The organism is Bradyrhizobium sp. NBAIM18, assembly GCF_020193825.1.
Classification (GTDB): domain Bacteria; phylum Pseudomonadota; class Alphaproteobacteria; order Rhizobiales; family Xanthobacteraceae; genus Bradyrhizobium; species Bradyrhizobium yuanmingense.
Genome location: NZ_JADYVO010000001.1, coordinates 713,852 through 736,547, shown reverse-complemented (window position 1 = coordinate 736,547; position 22,696 = coordinate 713,852). Strand labels below are relative to the sequence as shown.

Here is a 22,696-nt window from a genome sequence, read left to right as displayed (position 1 = left end):
CAGGGACTGTATGAAACGCTTTGCCAACCTGAAACGTCTGGGCTTCTTCACGCGGCTGCTCGACGAGGCGCCGGCGGCGGACCGCTATCGCTTCGCCGCCGAGCAGATCGTGCGCGCCGAGAAGGCCGGGCTCGATTCCGCGTGGATCGCTCAGCATCATTTCCATGAGCGCGAGGGCGGCCTGCCGTCGCCCTTCACGTTCCTGGGTTATGTCGCCGCGCAGACCTCGCGCATCCGCCTCGGCACCGGCATCGTCACGCTGCCGCTGGAGAACGCGGTGCGGGTGGCGGAGGACGCCGCGGTGCTCGATCTTCTCTGCAACGGCCGCTTCGAGCTCGGCGTCGGCACCGGCGGCAATCCGTCGGCCTTCGCCGCTTTCGGCCTCGACAGCGCCCAGCGCAACGAGATCTTTGCCCGCAATTTGGACATCGTCCGCAAGGCCCTGACCGGCGAGCCGCTCAATGGCGGCGACACGCTCTATCCGCAGCGGCCGCAACTGGATAAGCGCATCTGGCAGGCGACGTTCTCCGTTGCCGGCGGCGCCCGCGCCGGCAAGGCCGGCGACGGCCTCCTGCTCTCGCGCACGCAGCCACGGGCCAAGGACGCGCCGAACGCGACGCTCGCCGAGATCCAGAACCCGATCATCGACGCCTATCTCGCCGCGCTGCCGCCGGGCTGCGAGCCGCGCATCATGGCCTCGCGCAGCATCTTCGTCGCCGACGACCATCGCGAGGCGCTGCGCCTCGCCAATATCGGACTGCGCCGCGCGCTGCCGCAATTCATGAAGGGCGGACATCCCCCTCCGGGCGAGACGCTGGAGGAGATGATCACCGCGTTCGACACCCATGTCGGCGATGCCGACCACGTCATTGCCTCGCTCCGCACCGACGCCACGCTGGAACGGGTGACCGATCTCGTCTTCCAGGTGCATTCGGTCGATGCGCCGCATCCTGACGTCCTGCGCTCGATCGAGCTCGTCGCCGACCAGGTCGCCCCGGCGCTGGGCTGGACCCGGACGGCCGCCAAAGACATTGCCCTCGCAGGTTAGCCGGAATGAATAGAAATCGCGTTGGACGAGGCTGAATGATGGGTGCGCAAGACATCATCGACACGCTCGCCGGGATCGAGCCCGGCTCCACACTCGACGCCATCCGCGCGCGCCGCCTGCAGGCGCGCGAGAATGCGCAGAAGAGCTATCTCGCTTTGTTCGAGCCGATCGAGGCCGGCGATTTTTCGCTTGCCGAGCGCGCGGTGGTCGCGGCCTTCGCGACCGGGCTCCATGGCGAGTCCCCCGTCGCCGCCTTCTATCGCGACAAGCTTGCCGCGACTGCGGATGGCGCGCCTCTGCTCGATGCGATCAACGCCGAGATCGAGCGCGGCAAGACCTCCGGCCCATACGGCGCCTATCCGGCCGGTCCGTTGTCGATCGAGAACAAGGCCGGCTTGATCTATCGCGTCAGCGCGGAGCGCAAGCCTGTCCTCGGCGCCAGGCTGGTCGCAGCATTGGAGCACGCGCATCTGCTTGTCTTCCACCCGCGCGATGCCGCGTCCGCCGACATGAAGGCGCTACTGGCTGCCGGCTGGTCATCCACCGGCATCGTCACGTTGTCCCAGCTCGTTGCGTTCCTGTCGTTCCAGGTGCGCGTCGTCAGCGGCCTGCGCACGCTCGCCGCAGCGAACGCGTAGGAGGTCCAATCATGAGCACCGTCAATCCGCCCGTCGCCTTCACCCAGGACGAGCTCGGCTGGGTCTCGTGGATCGACCCTCTGCCCGAGGCCGAGCTGACCGAGCGGCACTACGCCGGCCTCGTCGACCGCGCCCGCGCCAAGTCGGAATATTTTCGTCTCTTGGTGCGCGATCCCGAAGTGCTAGAAGCCCGCACCAAGACCGACAAGGACATCTTCTACAACGTCGCCGACGGCCTGCCGCGCGCCGAGCGCGAGCTCGCAGCTGCGGCGACCTCGCGCTACAACGGCTGCATCTATTGCGCCTCCGTGCATGCGCGCTTCGCCAGCACCTATTCCAAGCGCCGCGACGACGTGCAGCGTCTGCTTGACGAGGGCGTTGGGGCCGATCTCGGTGAGCGCTGGAATGCGGTGGTCAAGGCCTCGGTGGCGCTGGCCGCAACGCCGATCGCATTCGGCCCCGACAATATCGCCGAGCTGCGTCGCGCCGGTCTCGACGATGCCGAGATCGTCGACGTCATCAACGGCGCCGCGTTCTTCAACTGGGCGAACCGGCTGATGCTGTCGCTCGGCGAGCCCTCGAAATAGGCAATCTCACCGGCACGAGAATTGCTGCTCGCATCAACTGACTCGTATCAACATTGAATGGATGGAGCCGTGAATGAGCAACATCGATCGTCGTACCCTGGTCAAAGGCTCGCTCGCCGCCATGATGGCGGGCACGGCCTTCTCGCGCGCCGCACTGGCGCAATCCGCCGAGCCGATCCTGCTCGGCGTCAGCGGCCCCCTCACGGGACCGAACGCGCAATATGGCGCGCAGTGGAAGCAGGGTTTTGATCTCGCGCTCGACGAGATTCACGCCGCCGGCGGCATCAACGGCCGCAAGCTCGCCTACCAGTTCGAGGACAGCCAGAGCGATCCGCGCCAGTCGGTCGCGATCGCCCAGAAATTCGTCTCCGATCCCCGCATCGTCATGGAGCTCGGCGATTTCTCCAGTCCCGCCTCGATGGCGGCCTCCCCGATCTATCAGCGCGGCGGCCTGGTGCAGTTCGGCTTCACCAATTCGCACCCCGACTTCACCAAGGGCGGTGACTTCATGTGGAGCACGTCCGTGAGCCAGGCCGACGAGCAGCCGCTGCTGGCGTCCTACGCCGTCAGGCGGCTCGGTCTGAAGAAGCTTGCGGTGCTGCACCTCAACACCGATTGGGGCCGCACCAGCCGCGACCATTTCGTCAAGGCGGCCAAGGAATACGGCGCCGAGGTCGCGATCACCGAGGGCTACATCGCCGAGGAACGCGACTTCCGCTCCACTCTGGTGCGCGTGCGCGACGCCAACCCGGACGGGCTGATCCTGATTTCCTATTATTCCGACGGCGCGCTGATCGCGCGCCAGGCGCGACAGGTCGGCCTGAAGCAGACGATCTGCGCGGCCAGCTCGGTGTATTCGCCGAAATTCATCGAGCTCGGGGGCGAGGCGGTCGAGGACGTCCATCTCGGCACGCGCTATTTTCCGCAAGATCCGCGGCCCGAGGTGAGGAAGTTCATTGACGGCTTCAAGGCCAAGTATAACGGGCAGGAGCCCGACGCCTTCAACGCCTATTCGTATGACGCGATGAACATGGCCGCTGCCGTGGTGAAGATCGGCGGCACCGACCGCCGCGCGATCCGCGATGCCTTCGCCAAGGTGAAGGACGTCTCCAGCGTCATCTTCGGTCAGGCCACGTTCGACGTCGAGAGCCGCCGCGTCAAGGGCGCGATGAATGCCGAGCTCGTGGTGCGCAAGGGCCAGTTCGCGCTGTGGGACGGCAAGCCAACCTGATGTGATGGCCGAAGCGATCGCTCCGGCCGCTTTCTCCCTGATTAGGAATGCTGCGTGTCCTCCTGGCTCGACCACACCATCAACGGGCTGATCGTCGGCAATGTCTACGCGCTCGTTGCAGTCGGGCTCGCGCTGATCTTCGGCGTCAGCCGGCTGATCAACTTCGCGCAAGGGTCGATCTATCTGGTCGGCGCCTATATCGGCTGGATCGCGGTGGTGCAGCTGCACACGCCGCTGCCTCTCACCATCATCGTGGTCGCCGTGGCCGCGGCGATCGTCGGTCTGATCATCGAGCGGTTCGGTCTGCGGCCGCTGCAGAACTCGGTGCGGATCGCGCCGCTGCTCGCGACCATCGGCATCAGCTTCGTGCTTGATCAATTGGTGATGCTGATCTTCTCGCCCAATCCGCGCGCGTTGCCGAGCCAGTTGCCCGATGTCCGCTTCCAGGTCGGTGGCGGGACGATCGGGCCGCTTGATCTGCTCATTGCCGGCGTCGGCTTCACCAGTGCGCTGCTGCTGTTCGTGTTCCTGCGTTACACCAAGCTCGGCTGGGCCGTGCGTGCCACCGCGCAGGACCGCGACGCCGCCATGCAGATGGGCGTCGACGTCAACCGGGTCAATCAGGCCGTGTTCGGTATCGCGGCGGCGCTCGGCGGCGTCTCCGGCATGCTGGTCGGCATGTACTACAACCAGATCGACACGGCGATGAGCCTTCAGGCGGCGCTCAAGGGCGTCGTCGCGGAAGTCGTCGGCGGCGCCGGCAACGTGCCGGGCGCGGTGATCGGCAGCCTGCTGCTGGGCCTCGTCGAGAGCTACGGCGTCGCCGTGCTCGGCACCAGCTACCGCAATTTGTTCGCGTTCCTGCTGCTCGTCGTCGTGCTCGTGCTGCGGCCGAACGGCCTGTTCGTCAGCGCACGGCAGGCGCCGCCCGAGCCGCTCACCGGCACGTTCATCGCGCCGAGCCGCCCGGTGAATATTCCGCGCTGGGCGCTGTTGGTCGCTGTTGCCGGCTTTGCGATCCTGCCGCTGTTCCCGGTGTCCTTCTACGTGCTCCAGACCCTGGTCAATGCCTGGTTGCTCGGCATGCTCGGGCTCAGCCTGACGCTGGTTGCGGGCACGATGGGGCAGGTGTCGCTCGGTCATGCCGCGCTGCTTGCGATCGGCGCCTACACCTCCGCATTGCTGTCGCTGGTGCTGGCCGTTCCGGCCGGACTTGCCGTCATCGGCGGTGGCCTGATGAGCGCCGCGCTCGGCACGCTCCTGATCTCGCCGTCCTTCCGCCTGCGCGGGCATTATGTGTCGATCGCGACGCTTGCGATCGGCGAGATCGTGGCGCTGGTGATCCTGAATTGGGAAAGCGTGACACGCGGTCCGATCGGCATCTCCGGCATCCCGCCGCTGGCTCTATTCGGCTATGACCTGATCAGCCCGACCTCGGTCTATTGGTTCAGCCTTGCGGTGATGGTCGTGCTGGCGCTGCTGCAGGGACGGCTGCTTACCTCGCATCTTGGCCGCAGCTTTCGCGCCATCCGCGACGACGACATCGCCGCGCGCGCCTATGGCCTCAGCCTGAACCGCTACAAGTCGATCGCCTTCATCTTCGGCGGCTTCGCCGCCGGCGTCAGCGGCGGCATCGCCGCGCATCTTTATTCCTACATCAACCACGAGACCTTCAACACGCAGCAATCCATCCTGGCGCTGACCGTCGTCATCCTCGGCGGCCTCGGCAACGTCGTCGGCGCGATCGTCGGGTCGGTGGCGCTGGTCGGCCTGCCCGAGGTGTTCCGGATCGCGGCCGAGTACCGCATCCTGATCTACGGCATCGTTCTCTTGCTGCTGGTGCGGTTCAGGCCGCAGGGCCTGTTGGGAACGGTCTGATGGAGAAGCAGCTTCACGCCATGCTGTCCCTGCGCGGCCTGACGCGCCGTTTCGGCGGCCTCACCGCGGTCGATACGATCGACCTCGATCTCGCCAAGGGCGAACTGATCAGCATCATCGGCCCGAATGGTGCCGGCAAGACGACGCTGTTCAATCTCGTCACCGGGCTTGACCGGCCGGATGCCGGCACCGTCAGCTTCGAAGGGCAGGACATCACCGGCCTGTCCCCGGAGCGGCTCGCGGCCGAAGGCATCGCGCGCACCTTCCAGCTCGGCCGCGTGTTCGGCAATCTCAGCGTCATGGACAATGTCCTGATCGGCGCGCACACGCGGCTGCGCGCCGTGAAGCCGGCCGTGCCGGTGATCGGTCCGCTGCTGGAATTGGGTCTGGCCCTGCTGCGTCCCTCGCGCGTCAGGGCCGAGGAGGAGCGGCTGCGTGAGGAGGTCAAAGCGATCCTCGCGCGTTTCGGCGAACGGCTGCTGCCGCGCATCGACCAGCCCGCCTATAGCCTCTCCTACGCCAACCGCCGCCGCGTCGAGATCGCGCGTGCGCTCGCGCTGAAGCCGCGGCTGCTGCTGCTCGACGAGCCCACCGCCGGCATGAATCCGACCGAGACCGCGGAGATGCAGGGGCTCGTCGCCGAATTGAAAGCCGAAGGGCTGACCATCCTGCTGATCGAGCACAAGCTGGAGATGGTGATGCGCCTGTCCGACCGCGTCATCGTCATGGACGAGGGCAAGAAGATCGCGGAAGGGCCGGGCGAGCAGGTGCGGACCGATCCCAAGGTGATCGAGGCCTATCTCGGTCACGGCCTGTCAGGGACGGCGGAACAGGAGAGCGCGGCATGACGAGCGCACCCGAAGCGCTGCTGGCTTTGTCTGATGTCAACACCTTCTACGGTCAGGCCCAGGTGCATTTCGACCTGTCGATCACGGTCGCGCGCGGCCACATCGTCTGCCTGCTCGGTGGCAACGCGAGCGGCAAGTCGACGACGATGAAGATCATCTTAGGCCTAGTGAAGCCGCGCTCGGGCGAGGTGACGTTCGACGGCGCTTCGCTGATCGGGCTCACCACGCCGCAGATCGTCCGCCGCGGCATCGCCTCGGTGCCGGAGGCGCGGCGGCTGTTCGCCGACATGAGCGTGCGCGAGAACATCCTGATGGGCGCGTTCGTGCGCAACGACCGCGACGCCATTGCGCAGGATCTCGACAGGATGTTGACGCTGTTCCCGAAGCTCGGCCAGCGGTTGTCGCAGCGCGCCGGCTCGCTCTCCGGCGGCGAGCAGCAGATGGTGGCGATGGCGCGCGCGCTGATGAGCCGCCCGCGCATGATCGTGATGGACGAGCCGACCATGGGCCTGTCGCCGCTTTATGTCGATCGCGTGCTGGAGCTGATCCGCAGCATCAACCAGGCGGGCGTCTCGGTTTTCATGGTCGAGCAGAACGCCAGCCTCGCGCTCGAGATCGCGCACGAGGCCTATGTGCTGCAGACCGGCAAGATCGTGCTGTCTGGCCCCGCGCGCGCGCTGAAAGACGACCCCCGCATCCGCGACGCCTATCTCGGCGGCTCCGAGGCGGCCTGACGCTCAAGCCGACGCCGCGCTTGCGACCTGCTCCGCCGGCTGATCATCGCCGTTGGGATCGCCCGGCGCGGTCGCCCAGGCGAGCTCCACCAGCGTCACGATACGGCGGCCGCCGCCGTCGAGCTGGACGACGATCAGGCCCTGCTCCTCCATGTAGCCGAGCAGGCGCTGCGCGCGGCGCAGCGAATGCGAGCCGTAGGCACGGGCGATCGCGGCATCGCCGGGGCAGGGCCAGCCTTCCTTCGCCGCGCGCGCGATCATCATGAACACGCCCTGCATGTCGTCGGGCAGGATCGAGGCGCGCAGCGCCACGTCCTGCCAGGCGTCGTCTTCGGTGAGATCCGTCCCGAGCCCGGCGCGCGCATGCGTCAGCATGCGCCGGAATTCGTTGAGATCGGGCACCGCCGCCCCTAGGCCCTCGATGCGGCAGCGGACCACGAACTCCTGATAGAGCACGCCGATGGCGCGGAAGCCGGCATCGGGCTCGGCCATCACGGCACGCAGCGTGCGATCCACGCGCTCGCGCCGCTCGGCGAGCTCTTCGGCACTGACGGGAGCCTCGACCACTTCGGCCCGAATCTCCGGCACCGCGGCGGCCTTCGCCGCGCGAAGCTGCTCGAGCAGATCCGGAGCCGGCCGTCGCTGCGGCCGGCTGGCATCGGGCGGCGGTGCGGCGAGGATGACCGCGCGGGCATCTTCAAGCGTGGCTTCCGGCAGCGGCATCAGCCGCGGTGTCGAATTGCGCGGGCTGGTCTCGGTCGGGCCGATGTTGAGGCGCAGCGGCCGGCGCGACAACGCAGGTCCCAGCGCCATGAACTGACCGCGCTCGAGATCGCGGAAGGCTTCCGCCTGCCGCCGCTCCATGCCGAGCAGGTCGGCGGCGCGGGCCATGTCGATGTCGAGGAAGGTCCGCCCCATCAGGAAGTTCGAGGCTTCGGCCGCGACGTTCTTGGCGAGCTTGGCCAGGCGCTGGGTTGCGATGATGCCGGCAAGCCCGCGCTTGCGGCCGCGGCACATCAGATTGGTCATGGCGCCGAGCGAGAGCTTGCGTGCTTCGTCCGAGACTTCGCCCGCCACCGCCGGCGCAAACAGCTGCGCCTCGTCCACGACCACCAGCATCGGGTACCAATGATCGCGGTCGACGTCGAACATCCCGCCGAGGAAGGCAGCCGCGCGCCGCATCTGGTTCTCGGCATCCAGCCCTTCGAGATTGAGCACGGTGGAGACGCGATGCAGCCGCGCGCGCTCGCCCGCGACCTGGAGGCCGCGCTCGGTGTGATCCTCGGCCTCGATCACCAGATGGCCGAAGCGCTCGGCCAGCGTGACGAAGTCGCCCTCGGGATCGATGATGGCCTGCTGCACCCAGGGTGCGCTCTGTTCCAGCAGCCGCCGCAGCAGATGCGACTTGCCGGAGCCCGAATTGCCCTGCACCAGGAGACGGGTCGCCAGCAGTTCCTCGAGGTCCATGGCGGCCGCGGCGCCTGCCGTGGTCTGCCCCATCTCGATCGCAACCGTCATGTCCCCGACTCAAAGTCCCGTCATTCGCGGACAGCGGCTTATCAATCCAGCCGCGGCGCGTCGAGCGCTCCAGCGCGAATCAGGTGGTGTTGCCCACGCCAAAACCGGAAAGCATCCGCCGCGAGCGGCAGGAACCCGGTGCCGAAAGGCCTCGGCTCGGGGAAGATGGTGCAGATCGCCATCGCTCGGCCAAATGACGCAGATCAAGATCGACGGGTTCGAGAGCTGCTATCTGGCCGTATGACCTTTCTGACCTTCTTCACGGCGACCTATTTCCTGCTGGCGGTGCCGGGGCCGACCAACACCCTGCTGGCGACATCGGGGGCCGGAGCGGGCATCTCGCGCTCCCTTCATCTGCTTGCGGCGGAACTGTGCGGCTATCTGCTGGCGATCGCGGTGCTGCGGCTGGCGCTCGGTCCGGTCATCAGCGACATCCCGATTGCGGCGCTGCTGCTCCGCGTCGCCGTGACCATCTACATCCTGTGCCTCGCGGTCATGCTCTGGCGCGTCAACACGCGCGAGCTGCGCGGCGGCGCTGCGGTGACGTTCGGCCAGGTGTTGCTGACGACGCTGCTCAACCCGAAAGCACTGGTCTTCGCGTTCCTGCTGCTGCCGCTTGGGGCCGGGCCGCTCGAACTGCTGCCGTGGCTCGGCGTGATCGCGCTCCAGATTCTCACCGCCGGCGCCGCGTGGATCATTCTCGGCGCAACGCTCGGACGCGGCGCCCGTCGCCTCGGGCGCCCTGACCTCGTCACACGCACCGGCGCGGTCACGCTGGTCGCGGTGACCGGGCTGATCTGGCTGCAATCCTTCCTGGTTGCCTGAGCGCCGGCGTTGCCGGGGCGCGCCGCACTACTGCGCGCCGGAGCCGCCCTGCACGATCTTCTCGTTCAGCTTCTGGTCCACCGTGTCGACGGTGCGGTCGATCTCGGCGTTGGGCACGCCGAGCTGATGCGAGATCAGCTTCACCAGCAGGTCGACGCGTTCGATGAAGGGCGCACCGCTCGCGACCGCGCGCGCCGCCGATGACGGCTTGAGCAGGCTCTCCGCGGCCTTGGCGTACTTCGCGAACGGCACCTGGTCCTGCGGATCGGCGCCGAGGCGGCGGGCGATCGCATCGACATGGTCGTAGATCGTCTGCGAACGATTGAGATCGCCGTGCACGGCGTCGCGGATCGACTGCGGCTCGTTCGGCGTGATGCAGCGGTAATTGCCGGTCAGCAGCATCGACCATTTCGCCAGCGGCACGAACAGGGAATCGAACACTTTCAGCTTCACCGGCACGTCGTGGCCGTCGAGCGTCACCGCGTCGATGTCGGCCTCCAGCTCGCGCAGCAGCTTGTTGTGCTTCTCGTCGGCGAAGACCGACGCCTTGAAGTTGGTGGGCAGGCCGACATGCAGCACGTTGGCGGCCTCTTCCGGCGGCCGGAAGGCCTGCGGGTCGGGCGAGCACAGCGTCACCAGCCCGGGCTCGAACCGCTCCCACACCTGCGCATTGGTGTAGGCCTCCTCGAGATCCATGTCGGCGAGAGCCGGAATCCGCTTCAGATAGGGCAGGGGCGGCATGTTCATGATCGACAGGCACGGCAGCTTCGCCGCGGCAATCTTGACCATGAGGACGCGCACCGTGTGGTTGGTGTATTGCGGCTCCTGCATCGCGAGGCCGACCAGATCGTAGCGGGAGAGGTCGACATTGGCCGGCGTCACCGCGTCGAGCTTGCCAGGGAGGTTGCGGGATAAGATCGCCCGGTGCACCGCCTCGTCGCGTAGCTTGATGCGCACCTCGGTACCGTCGCGGTTGATCAGCTCCGCGGTCTTGGCGCGGCAGACCAGGGTCACGTTGTGCCCGGCCATCAGCAGCTTCGTGCCCAGCAGGGAGCCGTAAGAAGCCCCAAGAATCAATATGTTGCGCGCCATGCTCCGTCCCCTGGAAATCTGTTGATTTTTCCGGCCCCGGCCGTCATCCGCGGGGCGACTTGGCGGCATGTAAAGCGAACTGCGGGGGGATGGCAACTGGGATAATGCATACAAGGCTGGCCAGGCTTGGCGCGGCCCCGCCCGACGTCTCGCGCTTTGCGACTTGCGCTCCAGGGCGGCTGCGCGACCGTGCCTGTTTCGCCCACCGTCAACCCGGTCAGGCAAAAATATTCCGCTTTACCGAAATTCGGAAATGGCGTATGTGTCGCCTATCCCGGCTCAATCTCTAGGGGCGATCATGAGGTCGTCATTGTCGCGAGCCGGGCTTGCGGTGGACGCGGCAGCGTCGGCATGAAAAGGTGCGGGCAGGGCGGGTAGTCCCTGTGAGCTCGTAACCGCGTGCGGACGAGCGGCGCTGCTAGTTTCGTCTCGTCTGTAAGTTTCCGGCTCTGTCGACGGTGTCAGGGAATACTGCGGCGAAATGGCGGGCCGTGCGTACGGCAAAACCGTGTGGTCCTGGCCGTCGTTGCTACGGTCAAGCGCTTGCGGAGGCCGCATTCGCGTCAACCGGCGCGGGTGCCGGTGAATTCCGTGAGCGCGAGGGAGGCCAGAAGGAACTCGGCTCCCGGGAGAGCTCGGCATAAGCCGTCCGATCATCGCGCAGGGAAGGCCGAGTGATTGGCACCACCTGTATGCTGCTGTGCGGTTTTCTGCGTGTGCGTTTTGCGCAGCGGACCGCGGGTGCGATGTCAGCACCCGGTCTCCCCTGCGCCCTCTTGCCGATGAGGGCGGCGAGACGAAGCAAAGCTCGGGCGAAATTAGTCGCGAGAATGAATATGCACGTCTGCGACCACACACTCGCTGTCATCGCCCGGCTTGACCGGGCGATCCAGTACTCCGAGACGACAGTTGTTCAATGCAGAGGCCGCGGCGTACTGGATTCCCCGCCTTCGCGGGGAATGACAGCCGTCACTCGGAGAGCGAGCTATCGCCTCATACTCCGTCATTGCTTCGCTTCGCTCGCAACGACGATATTGATGGAGCGCCGCTTCTTGGCGGCCTCAGCCCTGGCTCGCCATGCGCTCGCGGTCGAGATGCTGCTCGATCTTGGGGCGGTCACGCGTGCGCTCGAAGCTGGTGCAGAGCAGCTCGGTCTCCTCGAGCGAGATCGGAGCACGATAGAGCCGGCACATGAATTCGGCGTTTCCACGCCCCTTGCCGGTGCCCGGCCCGCGCTCTGCGAGAAACATGCAGTCCCGGCAGATACTCGCTTCGAGCCGCTGATGGGCAGCATCGAGGTGATTGAGGATCTCGCGGAGAGAGTCGCGCAGCCTGATGCACTCCTCGGTCCCGAGCGACGTCACCGCGTTGACCACGTGATTGATCGGGTCGTGCTGGCTCAGGCATTTCTCGCCCTGCGGCGTGACGTGCAGGACGACGGAACGCTTGTCCTCATGCGACGGCTTTCGCACCAGGAACGACTTGCTCTCCAGAGTCTTCACGATCTGCGACGCCGTCGCGCGTGTGGCGCCGATGAAGCCGGCCAGTGCGGACGGCGTGCGCGAAAACCTGTTGGCGCGCCCGAGAAAGCGCAGCGCCATCCATTCCCGATCGCGCAATCCATGCTGATTGCCCTCGAAATACCAAGCCCGCGCCGCCTGAACCAGCAGCTCGACGGCTTCCCGCGCCAATGGCATGAATCTACCTCGTCCCCGGAACTTCGTCTGCGGCGTCCCGAAGCCGCTTTGCGCCCTGAGTGTCAGACGAGCATGCCCTGTCGAACTCTCGCACAATGGCGCGGATCGCACCGCGCCCGACCTCGGCCGATGAGCGTCGCATCGTCCGCAGCGAGAAGCCGTATCGCTGATGGCATGCCAACAGCGTGGTCGTCGCGCGGGAGCTCGGGTTGCCGTCGCCGGCAAACGGTGGATCGGAGTAGCTCAACCGAAGCCCCCAAAGTTCAAGTCACAAGCAGACGTTTCTTATACTCAACCAAAACGATGGATGAGCTTCTCAACAAAATCAAGTAGAGACCCTCTCACAGGCTGGATGTCGTCGCAGGCGAATGTAACGTTCAAAGACAATCTCGCTGATCGGGACACATGATGGTGAACGCAATACATGGCGCGGCGAGTAATATGCACTCGACATTGTGAGAGTTTGATTGCACGCGCGTTGTTGTCTTGCGTTGATGCAAACTGATCGAAGCTTGTGCATCACGATGACGTTTGGCGGCACGTCATCCACAACTTGTGCGTTCTGCCAAGGAATCGTCGAGGGAACTCATTGGAATTGCACGCGGCGGTTGTTCTCGTCGTACTTGCAGAATAGACTCTTCGATCGCTTGCACAGCGCTTGCCAGCTCGTGCTCACCCGAACGGCGAATTCGCTCGCGAGGAAAATCGGTGAGCCGGTGTGCACGCGCATGCGCTGGAAGCGTAGCGACATGCGCAATCTCTTGTCGAAAACCACGGGCCGGGCGGACGGCAGGCGCCTCACCCTCACTCGTCAGTCGCCCTTGAGCATGTCCCGAAGCTCGCGGAACGGATCGGCGCTCGCCGGGGCCGACGCGCCCTGTCGCATCGCGTTGTAGATTCGCGGAACCATCTCGACCGCCTGGTCGAGGCCCGAATCACGTCCCGGCTGATAGCCGCCCATCAGGCGAAGGTCGCGCGTGTCCTCGTATTTCGCGATCATGGCGCGCAGCTTGCTCACCAATTCGCGCTCCTCTGGGTCCCAGACGTTGTGGGCGAGGCGGGAGACCGAGGCCAGAACGTCGACGGCCGGATAGCGCGCCTGGTCGGCGATGTGCCTTGAGAGCACGATGTGCCCATCGAGCGTGCCGCGGATGGTGTCGGCGATCGGCTCGTTGTGATCGTCGCCGTCGACCAGCACGGAGAAGATCCCGGTGATGGTGCCGGATCCCTCCTCGCCCGGGCCGGCGCGCTCGAGCAGGCGCGGCAGATCGGTGAAGACCGTCGGCGCGTAGCCGCGCGCCACCGCGGGCTCGCCGGCGGCGAGCGCGACCTCGCGGGCGGCGTGGGCAAAACGGGTGATCGAATCCACCATCAGCAGGACCGATTCGCCGCGGTCGCGGAAATATTCGGCGACCGCCATCGCCGTCTTCGGCGCCAGTCGCCGCATCATCGGGCTTTCGTCGCCCGTCGACACGATTGTGACAGCGCGATGACGGTCAGTGCCGAGCACGTCCTCGATGAACTCGCGCACCTCGCGGCCGCGCTCGCCGACCAGGGCCAGCACAACGGTGTCGAAGCCCTGGCTGCGGGCGAGCATCGCGAGCAGCGTCGATTTACCGACGCCCGATCCGGCAAAGATGCCGACGCGCTGGCCGGCGCAGACCGGCGCGAACAGGTCGATGACGCGTACGCCGGTGCGCAGCGGCTTGTGCACGCGCGCACGCTTCATGGCCGACGGCGCCTCCGCTTCCGCCGAGACCGCCTGCGACCCTTGCGTGAGCGGCCCCTGTCCGTCCAGCGGCGCGCCGAGGGCGTTGATGACGCGGCCCTTCCAGCTCGGATCGGGCGCAAAGGACAGCGGCGGCATCCGGTAGGCCGCCGAGCCGAGCCCGCCGCCAAATTGCCGGTCGAACGGCTTGGCGATGATGCCGTCGCTGTCGATCCGCACCACCTCGCCGATCTGGCGCTTACCGCCGCAATCGAGGCCGATGAGCTCGCCGAGCCTGACGAAGCGCGACAAGCCGGAGACGCGGAAATGCGTCGGCGCGATCTCGGAGATCGCGCCACTGACGCTGACTAGGGGAGTGCTCTGCTGAAGCTCCAGCAGCGCCCACTCGAGTTGCCGAAGAGCGTTCAAGGAAACCGTCCAACCTCATCCTGCGCGCTTGGCGCGCAATTTACTTGCCGGGTTCGCCGAGGGTCCGGATCGCGTTCTGCAGCGAGCTCTCGGTGCCCTCGATCATCGAGTTGGTGCCATCGAAAGCGCGCGAGGCCGAGATCAGCCGCGTCAGTTCGAGCATCGGATTGGCGCCGGAGCCTTCGACATAGCCCTGCTTGAAGCCGTCCCGGGAGAAGTCCGCGATGGCGGTCGCAGGCCGGTCGGGCGTCACGCCTGAATTGCCGTAGCGTTCGAGATTGGCGTCGGCCGGAATGCTGAACAGGCCGATGGTGCCGATCTCGTTGTTGTCCTGGATGATCGCGCCGCTGCGCGCGATCGAGATCGGTCCGCCGTTCGGGTCGAGCGTGATCTGCGCGCCGCCGGAATCGACGATCGGAAAGCCGCTCACGGTCTGAAGATCGCCGTTGGGAGCGATCTGGAGCCGGCCGTCGCGCGTGTAGACCGTGCCGTTCGGACCGGCGAAGGCGATCCAGCCCTGGCCGACCACGGCGACGTCGAGCGGGTTGCCGCTCTCGGCGATGTTGCCCATCTCTCGCGAGATGATGTTGTCGCCGGGCGAGGAGAACGCGACCGGCGTCGGACCCGCCTTGGACAGCACGGTCTCGAACTTCACCACGTCGGTGCGGAAGGCGGCCGTGTTGACGTTGGCGACGTTGTTGGCAATCGTCTGGAGGCGCTTTTCGAGGGCGACCTGCGCCGACAATCCCACATAGAGAGCCGATTGCATGACTTACCTGTTGAACTTGATGTTCTGAAGGGTCGTGAGCACGTTGGTGTCCATGCTGACCGACGTCGCGGCGCCGGCGATCAGGACCAGCGCGGGATTGGTCGAGCTGTCGTTCCGGGCCTGGGTCGCATCCCACATCGCCGCAAAGCGCTGCACGAACTTGGTGACCTTGGCCGGATCCTGGAAGTCGGTGAGCTTGATCTTGTCCGCGATCATCTTGGCCTGGGCGTCGATGTTGGCTGCGCTGATCGTCGACGGCAGGCCGAGCGCGGTCTGCACCACCTGCGTCAGCGCCTTGTCGGCCAGGATCTGGTAGGCGGTCGTGATCGTGGAAGCCTTGCGGGTGAAATACAGCGCCAAACGCAGGCCGTCGTTCTGATCGCCGGCCTTCTCCTCCATCGTCTGCGTGACGTACTGGGTCGCGGTGCCGGTCGTGGCCGCGGCGGTCTGGGTCGCCTTGTCGCCGAGTGCGGCGAAATTGAAGGCGGTCGCGAATTGCCGGTAGCGGGTGTCGGTCAGCTTGTTGGCGAAGGCGTCCTTGCTCGTGACCCCCTCGGTCAGCACCTTGCGCATGAACGCCTTGGCGTAGGTCATGTCGCTGAGGCCATAGGCCTTCATCGCATAGGAATAGAGACGATAGTCCTTCAGGAAATCGTCGATGGTCTTCACTTGGCCGATATGGCCGAGGAAATAGTCGGTGTCGCGGCTGACGTCCGGCTGCTTCGCGACCTGCGTCAGCGACTTGCCCATGTCCTTGGTCAGCCTGGTGTAGTCCGCGATGGTGGATAGCATGACACGCGCCCCTCTGGCCGCAGGTCGCGACCGCGCTTCAAGCTGCCGCCAATTGCTTGCGCGGGGCTGGCGACCTCGAAGCCAGCTTCGCGCAAGCGTCGCCGACTAGGTATTCCAGGTGGATCGGCGATGGAGCGGCGCGTTGGGCAGTTTCGTGGGGATTTTCATCACGGTAGCGGCGCTGCTCGGCGGCTTTGCCGCCATGGGCGGGCACTTGGCCGTGCTCATGCAGCCGTGGGAGTTCGTGATCATCATGGGAACCGCGGTCGGCACCTTCATCGTGGCCAATCCATGGAAGACGGTGGTGGACACGGGCGTCGCCTGCATGCAGGCCATCACCGGCGCGGTGCCCGGCCAGCGCTACTACCTTGACTTGCTCGGCGCGCTCCACGCTCTGATGCGCGAGCTGCGGGGCAAGGGGCGCAACGAAGTCGAGGCGCATATCGACGACCCCTCGAACTCCGAGATATTCAAGGCGTTCCCGAGCGTGCTCGGAGATCCCTCGCTGCTCCAGTTCATCTGCGACTATGTCCGTCTCATCATCATGGGCAATGCGCGCACGCACGAGATCGAGGCGCTGATGGACGAGGAGATCCATACCATCGTGAAAGGCAAGCTGGCGCCCTATCATGCGCTGGTGACGGTGTCCGAGGCGCTGCCGGCGCTCGGCATCGTCGCCGCCGTGCTTGGCGTCATCAAGGCGATGGGCGCGCTCGACCAGTCTCCGAAGCTATTGGGCGGCTTTATCGGTGCAGCCCTGGTGGGCACCTTCGCAGGCATCTTCCTGTCCTATGGCGTGCTTTCGCCCTTCGCGATCAAGATCAAGATGACGCGCGAGAAGAAATGCCGGCCCTACATCATCGTCAAGCAGACGCTGCTGGCGTTCATGAACGGTGCCATGCCGCAGATCGCCGTCGAGCACGGCCGCAAGATGATCTCCAGCAGCGAACGTCCCTCGATCGACGTCGTCGAGAACGAGACGATCGCAGGTCCCAAGGCCGTCGTTGCCGACGCTGAACCCAAGGCGGCGCGCGCATGATGATGGAAGACGCCGAAGTCGACCAGCGCAAGCAGCTGCCGAACTACCTGCTGGACGCTGCCGGCATATCGATCGAACGTATGCCGATGCTCAATGTGATCTTCGATCGCATGGCGGCATCGTGCACCGACAGCCTGCAGCCGATGGCCGGAACGCCCTGCTATTTCTCGGTCAACGGCATCACCAACGACCGTGTCGGCGACATCATCAAGGACTACGAGGCCAACGCGGTCGCGGCGGTGCTCTATGCCGAGCAGTGGGATTCCCGAATCATCATCATGCTGGACCGTGACTTCGTGTTCACGATGGTCGAGGCGATGTTCGGCTCCGACGGCGCCGAGCCGCCGCTCGACGTCGAGCGCGCGTTCTCGAACATCGAGCTCCGCCTGGTCCAGGCGCTGTTCGAACGGTTCGCCAAGGCGCTGCAATCCGCCTTCGCCGGCACGTCGAACGTGACCTTTCGCGTCGAGCGGGTCGAGACTGCGATGGCCTCGCTCGCGATCGGGCGGAGCGGCAACATGTCGATCTGCGCGAACATCATGCTGCAAGCGCTCTACCGCGGCGGCCAGATGTTCCTCATCATTCCGCACTCCGCGCTCAATCCGCTGCGCCAGAAGCTCGCTCACGTCGTCGTCAGCGACGGTCGCGCCGCCGACCCGCGCTGGCGCGAGCAGATGGAAAGCGAGGTGCAGCGGACCGAGGTGACGCTCAGCGCGGTGCTCGATGAGAAGATGGTGACGCTCGGCGACGTCGTGAAGTTCGAGGTCGGGCAGGTGCTCGAGCTCGAGGCCACGCCGCGCACGCTGGCCCGTCTCGAAAGCAACAATCAGGTGTTGTTCTGGTGTCAGATCGGCCAGCTCGACGGCTATTACGCCATGCAGGTGGCAGATCCCGTCGATCAGAAGCGGGAGTTCGTCGATGATATCCTATCTCGTTGATATCGTGCTGCTGGCTGCGCTCGCCTTTACTAGCATGCGGGTGACCAGGATGCACCGCGAGCTGGCGCGGCTGCGCAGCTATCAGGGCGAATTCTCCACCATCATGCATGAGACCGCGGGTGCCTTCGACATGGTCATCACCGCAGCGCACGATTCAACCGCGAATCTCGGGCGCCTCGCCAACGTGCTGAGCACGAAGATCGACCAGGCTCACGAGGCGATCGCGGCGCTCGATGCGCGCAGCGGGCTCGCACCCGCGGCGACCGCCGAGCTGAACAAGCACTGAAAGCCGGCACCGGCAGAACAATACGGCCGGAACGCCGCGGCGCTCCGGCAGCGGAAGTACCAAGAGGCGATACCAAATGGCGCAATCCTTCGACTATGAGCCTGCATCTGCATCGACCGAGGCCGAGACCTCACCGCTGGAACGCCTGGCCGAGATCGCCCAGCGCACCGCCGAGGAGACCGGCAAGTTCGCCAACGTCGACGCCATCTTGCGCATTCCCGTCACCATGCAGGTGGTGCTGGGATCGGCGACCATTCCGGTGGCGAATCTGATGAAGCTCGGACGCGGCGCGGTGGTTCCGCTCGATCACCGGGTCGGCGAACCCGTCGACGTCGTCGTCAACGGCCGCATCGTCGCCCGTGGCGAGGTGGTCGTCGTCGAAGAGGACAATTCCCGCTTCGGCGTCTCGCTGACGGAGATCGTGGGGCCGCTGGGGCAGGGTGATACCTGATCATGGCGGCACCGGTCGGCATCGCTCCCACCAAGCAGCGAGGCGTTACCACGCTGGGCGGCACGGAAAAGGTCGCCGCGCTCCTGCTGGCCATGGGCCGGCAGGCGGCGGCGAGCGTGCTGCAGCAGTTCGAGCCGCAGGAGATCCGCATCGTCACCAAGGCGGCGGCGGAGCTGCGGCCGATCACCGCGCAGGAGCTCGAGGGAATCGTCGAGGAGTTCGCCCAACAGTTCTCGATGGGCGCGAACATCCTCGGCACGCTCGGCGGTCTGGAGGCCGTGCTCGGCGACGTGCTGCCGGCCGACCAAGTCTCGCAGATCATGTCCGATCTACTCGGCAATTCGAGCCGGTCGGTGTGGGACCGCGTCTCGTCGGTGTCGGAAAACTCGCTGGCGAGCTACCTGTCCAAGGAGCATCCGCAGACCGCGGCGCTGATCCTGTCCAAGGTCAAGCCGGCCTGCGCCGCCAAGGTCATGAGCCAGCTGCCCTCGAGCCTGCGCAACGAGCTGATGCGGCGCGTTCTGAGCCTCAAGCCGATCGTCGACGACGCCATGCGCATCATCGAGAAGACGCTGCACGAGGACCTGACGCTGAATTTCGCCCGCAACCTCGGTGCCGACACCTACGCCCGCGTCGCCGACATCATCAACAAGATGGAACGCGGCCACATCGAGGACATGCTGAAGAGCCTGTCAGAGAAGCGGCCGAAATCGGCCGAAGTGCTGAAAGAGCTGCTGTTCACCTTCGACGACGTCGTCAACCTGACGCCGAAGGCGCGCACCATGATCTTCGACCAGGTGCCGACCGATCGCATCGTCGTGGCGCTGAAGGGCACCGACAAGCATTTCCGCGAACTGATCCTGTCCTCGGTCGCCTCGCGTGTCCGCCGTGTCGTCGAGCACGAGCTCGCCATCGGCGAGCCGTCCAACCAGCGCGACGTGCTGGAGGCGCGACGCGTGATCACCGACCTTGCGCTCGAGCTGGCGGAGAAGGGCGAAATCGAGCTCAACCCCGAGCAGGAGGATGAGCTGGTCTTCCGCTGACCGCTGAACGGGCATGGCAGAAACATCCGATCAGGAGAGCAAGACAGAAGAGCCGACCGAGAAGAAAGTCCGCGATGCGCTCGAACAGGGCAAGATTCCGGTCTCTCGGGAGGCCTCCATCTTCGCCTCGATGGCCGCGCTGATGGTGATCCAGGCGTTCCTGATCGGCCAGGGCGTGCAGCAATTGACGCCGACGCTGAAGAGCCTGCTCGACGATCCCGAGGGCTTCCCGCTCTCGACCGGTGCGGACGCGCAGAACCTGCTCACCGTGGTCGGCCTGCAGGCTCTGCGGTTTCTGGTGCCGCTGGTGGTCATCCTTGTGGTGTTCGGGCTCGCCGCCTCGCTGCTGCAGAACGCGCCGCGCCTGGTGCTCGAGCGGATCAAGCCTGACTTATCGCGAATCTCTCCAGTCAGCGGCTGGAAGCGGTTGTTCGGGACGCAGGGCCTGATCGAGTTCGCCAAGTCGCTGTTCAAGCTCGCCGCGGTGAGCGCCGTGGTCGCCTTCGTGCTGCGCGCGTCCGAAGCGAGGGCGTTCGAGGCCATGTATACCGACCCGGTCGCACTGCCGGAGATGATCCTCAACATCGCGATGCGCATCGTCTCGGCGATCTGCATCGCCACCATCGTGCTGGTGGCGATCGATCTCGCCTGGGCGCGCTTCCACTGGCGGCGCGAGCTGCGCATGACCAAGCAGGAGATCAAGGACGAGCACAAGCAGGCGGAAGGCGATCCCCTGATCAAGGCGCGCCTGCGATCGCTGGCGCGCGACCGTTCGCGTCAGCGCATGATCGCCTCGGCCTCGCGCGCGACGCTGGTGATTGCCAATCCGACGCACTTCGCGATCGCGCTGCGCTACAAGCGCGAGGAAAACGCCGCGCCGCTGGTCGTGGCCAAGGGCATGGACGTGATCGCGCTGAAGATCCGCGAGATTGCCGAGCAGAACCGAATCCCCGTCATCGAAAACAAGGCGCTGGCGCGCGCGCTCTACGAGGCAGTCCAGGTCGATCAGGTGATTCCGGCGGAATTCTTCCGGCCCGTTGCCGAGATCATCTACTTCCTCCAATCCAAGCAGGCGCCGCGGCCTGAGAACGTCCGATAGATTTCCGAGGATGGTGCTTCGCGCAACAGCTTGACGAAAGCTTAACGCCCTAGGCTCGCCCCGAATGGATCAGAATGGGGCCGTCGTGGGACCGCTTTATCTCTTCGAACTCGCATCGTCGCAGGCGCGCTATCTCGAGCTGCGTCAGTCGACCATCGCCACCAACGTCGCCAACGCCAACACGCCAGGCTTTCGGGCGCGCGACGTCGAGCCGTTCAACAAGGTGCTCGACGGCATGCCGGTGAGGCTTGCGACGACGTCGCCTTCGCACATGCAATTGGCCGCAGCCGAGACCGACACGCGGGCGACCGCGAAGAAGGACAGCTGGGAAGTGGTTCACTCCGGCAATTCCGTCAGCCTCGAGCAGGAAATGATCAAGGGCAGCAACGTCAATCGCGACTATTCGATGAACGCGGCGATCGTGCGGTCGTTTCACCGCATGGTGCTGTCGAGTGCAAAGGGCTGAGGTGAACTGACATGCTGGACTCACTGAGCGCCTCCCTGACGGTCGCAAGCTCCGGGCTCGAAGCGCAGTCGACGCGCATGCGCATCGTCTCGGAAAACCTCGCGAACGCCACCTCGACGGGGCGCGCCGCCGGCGCCGATCCGTATCAGCGCAAGACCATCACCTTCGATGCCGCGATGGACCGGGCCTCGGGCGCACAGCTCGCGAAGGTCAAGGAGATCGGGGTCGACACCACGCCCTACCGCGTGGAGTACGACCCGGGGCATCCCGCTGCCGACAAGGCCGGCTACGTCAAGCTGCCGAACGTGAACATGATGATCGAGATGGCCGACATGCGGGAGGTCAACCGCTCCTATGAGGCCAATCTCCAGGTCGTGAAGCAGGTGAGGTCCATGCTCGGCATGACCATCGATCTCTTGAGGAGCTGACCATGCTTGAGGCGATTTCATCCACCGCGATTTCCGCAGGGCAAGCCGCGAGCCGTGCGACCGAGACGCAGGCCGTCTCGCCGGCGGCGACCACCGCGATCCAGACCAGTGACGACGTTGGCTTCGAATCCGTGATGAAGCAGGTGACGTCGGATGCGATCGGGACGCTGAAGGCGGGCGAGGCGGCATCGATCTCGGCAATGCAGGGCAAGGAATCGACGCGCCGCGTCGTGGAAGCGCTGATGTCCGCCGAGCAGGCCCTGCAGACGGCGGTCGCGGTTCGCGACAAGGTCGTCCAGGCCTACCAGGAAGTCGTTCGGATGTCGATTTGATCTGAAGGAGTGGGACCAGTGAAATCGCTCGCCATTGCGGCCACGGGCATGAACGCCCAGCAGACCAACATCGAAGTCATCGCGAACAACATCGCCAACATCAACTCGACCTCCTACAAACGGGCGCGCGCGGAGTTCACCGATCTGTTCTATCAGATGGACCGCATGCAGGGCGTCGCGAATACCAACGGCTCCTCGCCGATTCCGGAAGGTGCCAATCTCGGCCTCGGCGTCAAGTCCGCGGCGATCCGCAAGCTGCACATCCAGGGCGCGCTGACGCAGACCGGCAATCCCTATGATCTCGCGATCAACGGACGTGGCTGGTTTCAGGTGCTCGGCCCCAACAACGAGGTGCAATACACCCGTGCGGGCTCGTTCAACGTCAACGCCAACGCTCAGCTGGTCACGATCGACGGTTACCTGCTGGATCCCGCGATTACCATCCCGCAGGGGACGGTGGAGGTCACGGTCAACCAGACCGGCCAGGTGTTTGCCAAGCTCGACACGGAAGTGAATCCGCGGCAGATCGGCCAGCTCAACCTCGCCAACTTCGCCAATGAAGCGGGTCTCGAGCCGCTGGGCAGCAATCTCTACAAGGAGACCACGGCGTCTGGCACGCCGGTCGTCGGTCTGCCGGGCGATGCCGGCTATGGCAAGATCAACCAGAAATGGCTCGAAGCCTCGAACATCGACCCGGTCAAGGAAATCACCGAGTTGATCTCGGCACAGCGTGCCTACGAAATGAATGCCAAGGTCATCCAGGCCTCGGATGAAATGGCCCAGACGGTCTCGAAGGGCATGCGCTAGTTCCGGTGTCTCG

At 65.5% G+C, this 22,696-nt stretch carries 24 protein-coding genes; 18 read left to right on the top strand and 6 right to left on the bottom strand.

Annotated elements, in window-relative coordinates; translation table 11 throughout:
* Positions 1 to 10 precede the first annotated feature (10 nt).
* The 7 genes from I6F17_RS03510 (at position 11) to I6F17_RS03480 (ending at position 6,964) form a co-directional block, all read left to right on the top strand.
* Positions 11 to 1,048 carry a putative FMN-dependent luciferase-like monooxygenase gene (locus tag I6F17_RS03510; RefSeq protein ID WP_225123902.1) on the top strand — a complete coding sequence of 346 codons (1,038 nt, stop codon included), beginning with the start codon at positions 11 to 13 and terminating at the stop codon, positions 1,046 to 1,048.
* A gap of 38 nt (positions 1,049 to 1,086) precedes the next feature.
* Positions 1,087 to 1,686: a CMD domain protein gene (locus I6F17_RS03505; protein ID WP_225124034.1), complete on the top strand. Its 600-nt coding sequence runs from the start codon at positions 1,087 to 1,089 to the stop codon at positions 1,684 to 1,686.
* An 11-nt stretch (positions 1,687 to 1,697) separates the two neighbouring features.
* Entirely contained in the window at positions 1,698 to 2,273 is a 576-nt protein-coding gene (locus I6F17_RS03500) for an alkylhydroperoxidase domain protein (protein ID WP_036027469.1), read from the top strand.
* A gap of 73 nt (positions 2,274 to 2,346) precedes the next feature.
* Positions 2,347 to 3,504: an ABC transporter substrate-binding protein gene (locus tag I6F17_RS03495; RefSeq protein WP_225123903.1), complete on the top strand. Its 1,158-nt coding sequence runs from the start codon at positions 2,347 to 2,349 to the stop codon at positions 3,502 to 3,504.
* A 54-nt stretch (positions 3,505 to 3,558) separates the two neighbouring features.
* Complete coding sequence (locus I6F17_RS03490; protein WP_225123904.1) at positions 3,559 to 5,382, top strand: ABC transporter permease; 1,824 nt, start codon at positions 3,559 to 3,561, stop codon at positions 5,380 to 5,382.
* Complete coding sequence (locus tag I6F17_RS03485) at positions 5,382 to 6,230, top strand: ABC transporter ATP-binding protein (protein WP_225112053.1); 849 nt, start codon at positions 5,382 to 5,384, stop codon at positions 6,228 to 6,230. The genes I6F17_RS03490 and I6F17_RS03485 overlap by 1 nt, the downstream gene beginning before the upstream one ends.
* Positions 6,227 to 6,964 (top strand): ABC transporter ATP-binding protein, encoded by a 738-nt coding sequence (locus I6F17_RS03480; RefSeq protein ID WP_036006942.1) that lies wholly within the window; start codon positions 6,227 to 6,229, stop codon positions 6,962 to 6,964. Before I6F17_RS03485 ends, I6F17_RS03480 begins: the two co-directional genes overlap by 4 nt.
* Before the next feature lie 3 nt (positions 6,965 to 6,967).
* Here the strand turns inward: I6F17_RS03480 and I6F17_RS03475 are convergent, their stop codons facing one another.
* Positions 6,968 to 8,482, bottom strand: a complete 1,515-nt coding sequence (locus I6F17_RS03475; RefSeq protein ID WP_225123905.1) for an ATP-binding protein — start codon at positions 8,480 to 8,482, stop codon at positions 6,968 to 6,970.
* A 240-nt stretch (positions 8,483 to 8,722) separates the two neighbouring features.
* On the opposite strand from I6F17_RS03475, the gene I6F17_RS03470 reads away from it, so the two are divergent.
* On the top strand, positions 8,723 to 9,307 hold the full coding sequence (locus I6F17_RS03470; protein ID WP_036037666.1) for a LysE family transporter: 585 nt from the start codon (positions 8,723 to 8,725) through the stop codon (positions 9,305 to 9,307).
* Between the two features lie 27 nt (positions 9,308 to 9,334).
* Here I6F17_RS03470 and I6F17_RS03465 read toward each other — a convergent pair whose 3' ends face one another.
* The 5 genes from I6F17_RS03465 to I6F17_RS03445 all read right to left on the bottom strand — a co-directional run bounded on the left by I6F17_RS03465 (position 9,335) and on the right by I6F17_RS03445 (position 15,794).
* Positions 9,335 to 10,399, bottom strand: a complete 1,065-nt coding sequence (locus I6F17_RS03465; protein ID WP_225123906.1) for a 2-dehydropantoate 2-reductase — start codon at positions 10,397 to 10,399, stop codon at positions 9,335 to 9,337.
* A 1,061-nt stretch (positions 10,400 to 11,460) separates the two neighbouring features.
* Complete coding sequence (locus I6F17_RS03460; protein ID WP_036006959.1) at positions 11,461 to 12,096, bottom strand: MarR family transcriptional regulator; 636 nt, start codon at positions 12,094 to 12,096, stop codon at positions 11,461 to 11,463.
* Positions 12,097 to 12,907: 811 nt separating this feature from the next.
* The gene (gene fliI / locus I6F17_RS03455; protein ID WP_225123907.1) at positions 12,908 to 14,233 is read right to left on the bottom strand and encodes a flagellar protein export ATPase FliI; all 1,326 of its coding nucleotides are present in this window, start codon (positions 14,231 to 14,233) and stop codon (positions 12,908 to 12,910) included.
* Between the two features lie 40 nt (positions 14,234 to 14,273).
* A complete protein-coding gene (flgF, locus tag I6F17_RS03450; protein ID WP_036037674.1) occupies positions 14,274 to 15,002 on the bottom strand; it encodes a flagellar basal-body rod protein FlgF in 729 nt (242 codons plus the stop codon).
* Positions 15,003 to 15,005: 3 nt separating this feature from the next.
* The gene (locus tag I6F17_RS03445) at positions 15,006 to 15,794 is read right to left on the bottom strand and encodes a DUF1217 domain-containing protein (RefSeq protein ID WP_225123908.1); all 789 of its coding nucleotides are present in this window, start codon (positions 15,792 to 15,794) and stop codon (positions 15,006 to 15,008) included.
* A 142-nt stretch (positions 15,795 to 15,936) separates the two neighbouring features.
* Here I6F17_RS03445 and motA point away from each other — a divergent pair, with 142 nt between their 5' ends.
* From motA to flgG, 10 genes are all read left to right on the top strand, one after another.
* Positions 15,937 to 16,833 carry a flagellar motor stator protein MotA gene (gene motA / locus I6F17_RS03440; protein WP_036037678.1) on the top strand — a complete coding sequence of 299 codons (897 nt, stop codon included), beginning with the start codon at positions 15,937 to 15,939 and terminating at the stop codon, positions 16,831 to 16,833.
* On the top strand, positions 16,830 to 17,771 hold the full coding sequence (locus tag I6F17_RS03435; RefSeq protein WP_036037679.1) for a FliM/FliN family flagellar motor switch protein: 942 nt from the start codon (positions 16,830 to 16,832) through the stop codon (positions 17,769 to 17,771). Before motA ends, I6F17_RS03435 begins: the two co-directional genes overlap by 4 nt.
* Positions 17,752 to 18,057: a hypothetical protein gene (locus tag I6F17_RS03430; protein ID WP_225123909.1), complete on the top strand. Its 306-nt coding sequence runs from the start codon at positions 17,752 to 17,754 to the stop codon at positions 18,055 to 18,057. The genes I6F17_RS03435 and I6F17_RS03430 overlap by 20 nt, the downstream gene beginning before the upstream one ends.
* 76 nt (positions 18,058 to 18,133) lie before the next feature.
* Positions 18,134 to 18,508: a flagellar motor switch protein FliN gene (gene fliN, locus I6F17_RS03425; protein WP_057030117.1), complete on the top strand. Its 375-nt coding sequence runs from the start codon at positions 18,134 to 18,136 to the stop codon at positions 18,506 to 18,508.
* Between the two features lie 2 nt (positions 18,509 to 18,510).
* On the top strand, positions 18,511 to 19,551 hold the full coding sequence (locus I6F17_RS03420; protein ID WP_128263905.1) for a flagellar motor switch protein FliG: 1,041 nt from the start codon (positions 18,511 to 18,513) through the stop codon (positions 19,549 to 19,551).
* A 13-nt stretch (positions 19,552 to 19,564) separates the two neighbouring features.
* Positions 19,565 to 20,650: a flagellar biosynthesis protein FlhB gene (flhB, locus tag I6F17_RS03415; RefSeq protein ID WP_036037686.1), complete on the top strand. Its 1,086-nt coding sequence runs from the start codon at positions 19,565 to 19,567 to the stop codon at positions 20,648 to 20,650.
* Between the two features lie 64 nt (positions 20,651 to 20,714).
* Positions 20,715 to 21,116, top strand: a complete 402-nt coding sequence (gene flgB / locus I6F17_RS03410) for a flagellar basal body rod protein FlgB (protein WP_225123910.1) — start codon at positions 20,715 to 20,717, stop codon at positions 21,114 to 21,116.
* 11 nt (positions 21,117 to 21,127) lie between these two features.
* Entirely contained in the window at positions 21,128 to 21,544 is a 417-nt protein-coding gene (gene flgC, locus I6F17_RS03405; protein ID WP_036006988.1) for a flagellar basal body rod protein FlgC, read from the top strand.
* 2 nt (positions 21,545 to 21,546) lie between these two features.
* Positions 21,547 to 21,876: a flagellar hook-basal body complex protein FliE gene (locus tag I6F17_RS03400; RefSeq protein WP_036006990.1), complete on the top strand. Its 330-nt coding sequence runs from the start codon at positions 21,547 to 21,549 to the stop codon at positions 21,874 to 21,876.
* Positions 21,877 to 21,894: 18 nt separating this feature from the next.
* A complete protein-coding gene (gene flgG, locus I6F17_RS03395; RefSeq protein ID WP_225123911.1) occupies positions 21,895 to 22,683 on the top strand; it encodes a flagellar basal-body rod protein FlgG in 789 nt (262 codons plus the stop codon).
* The last annotated feature ends 13 nt before the right edge of the window (positions 22,684 to 22,696 follow it).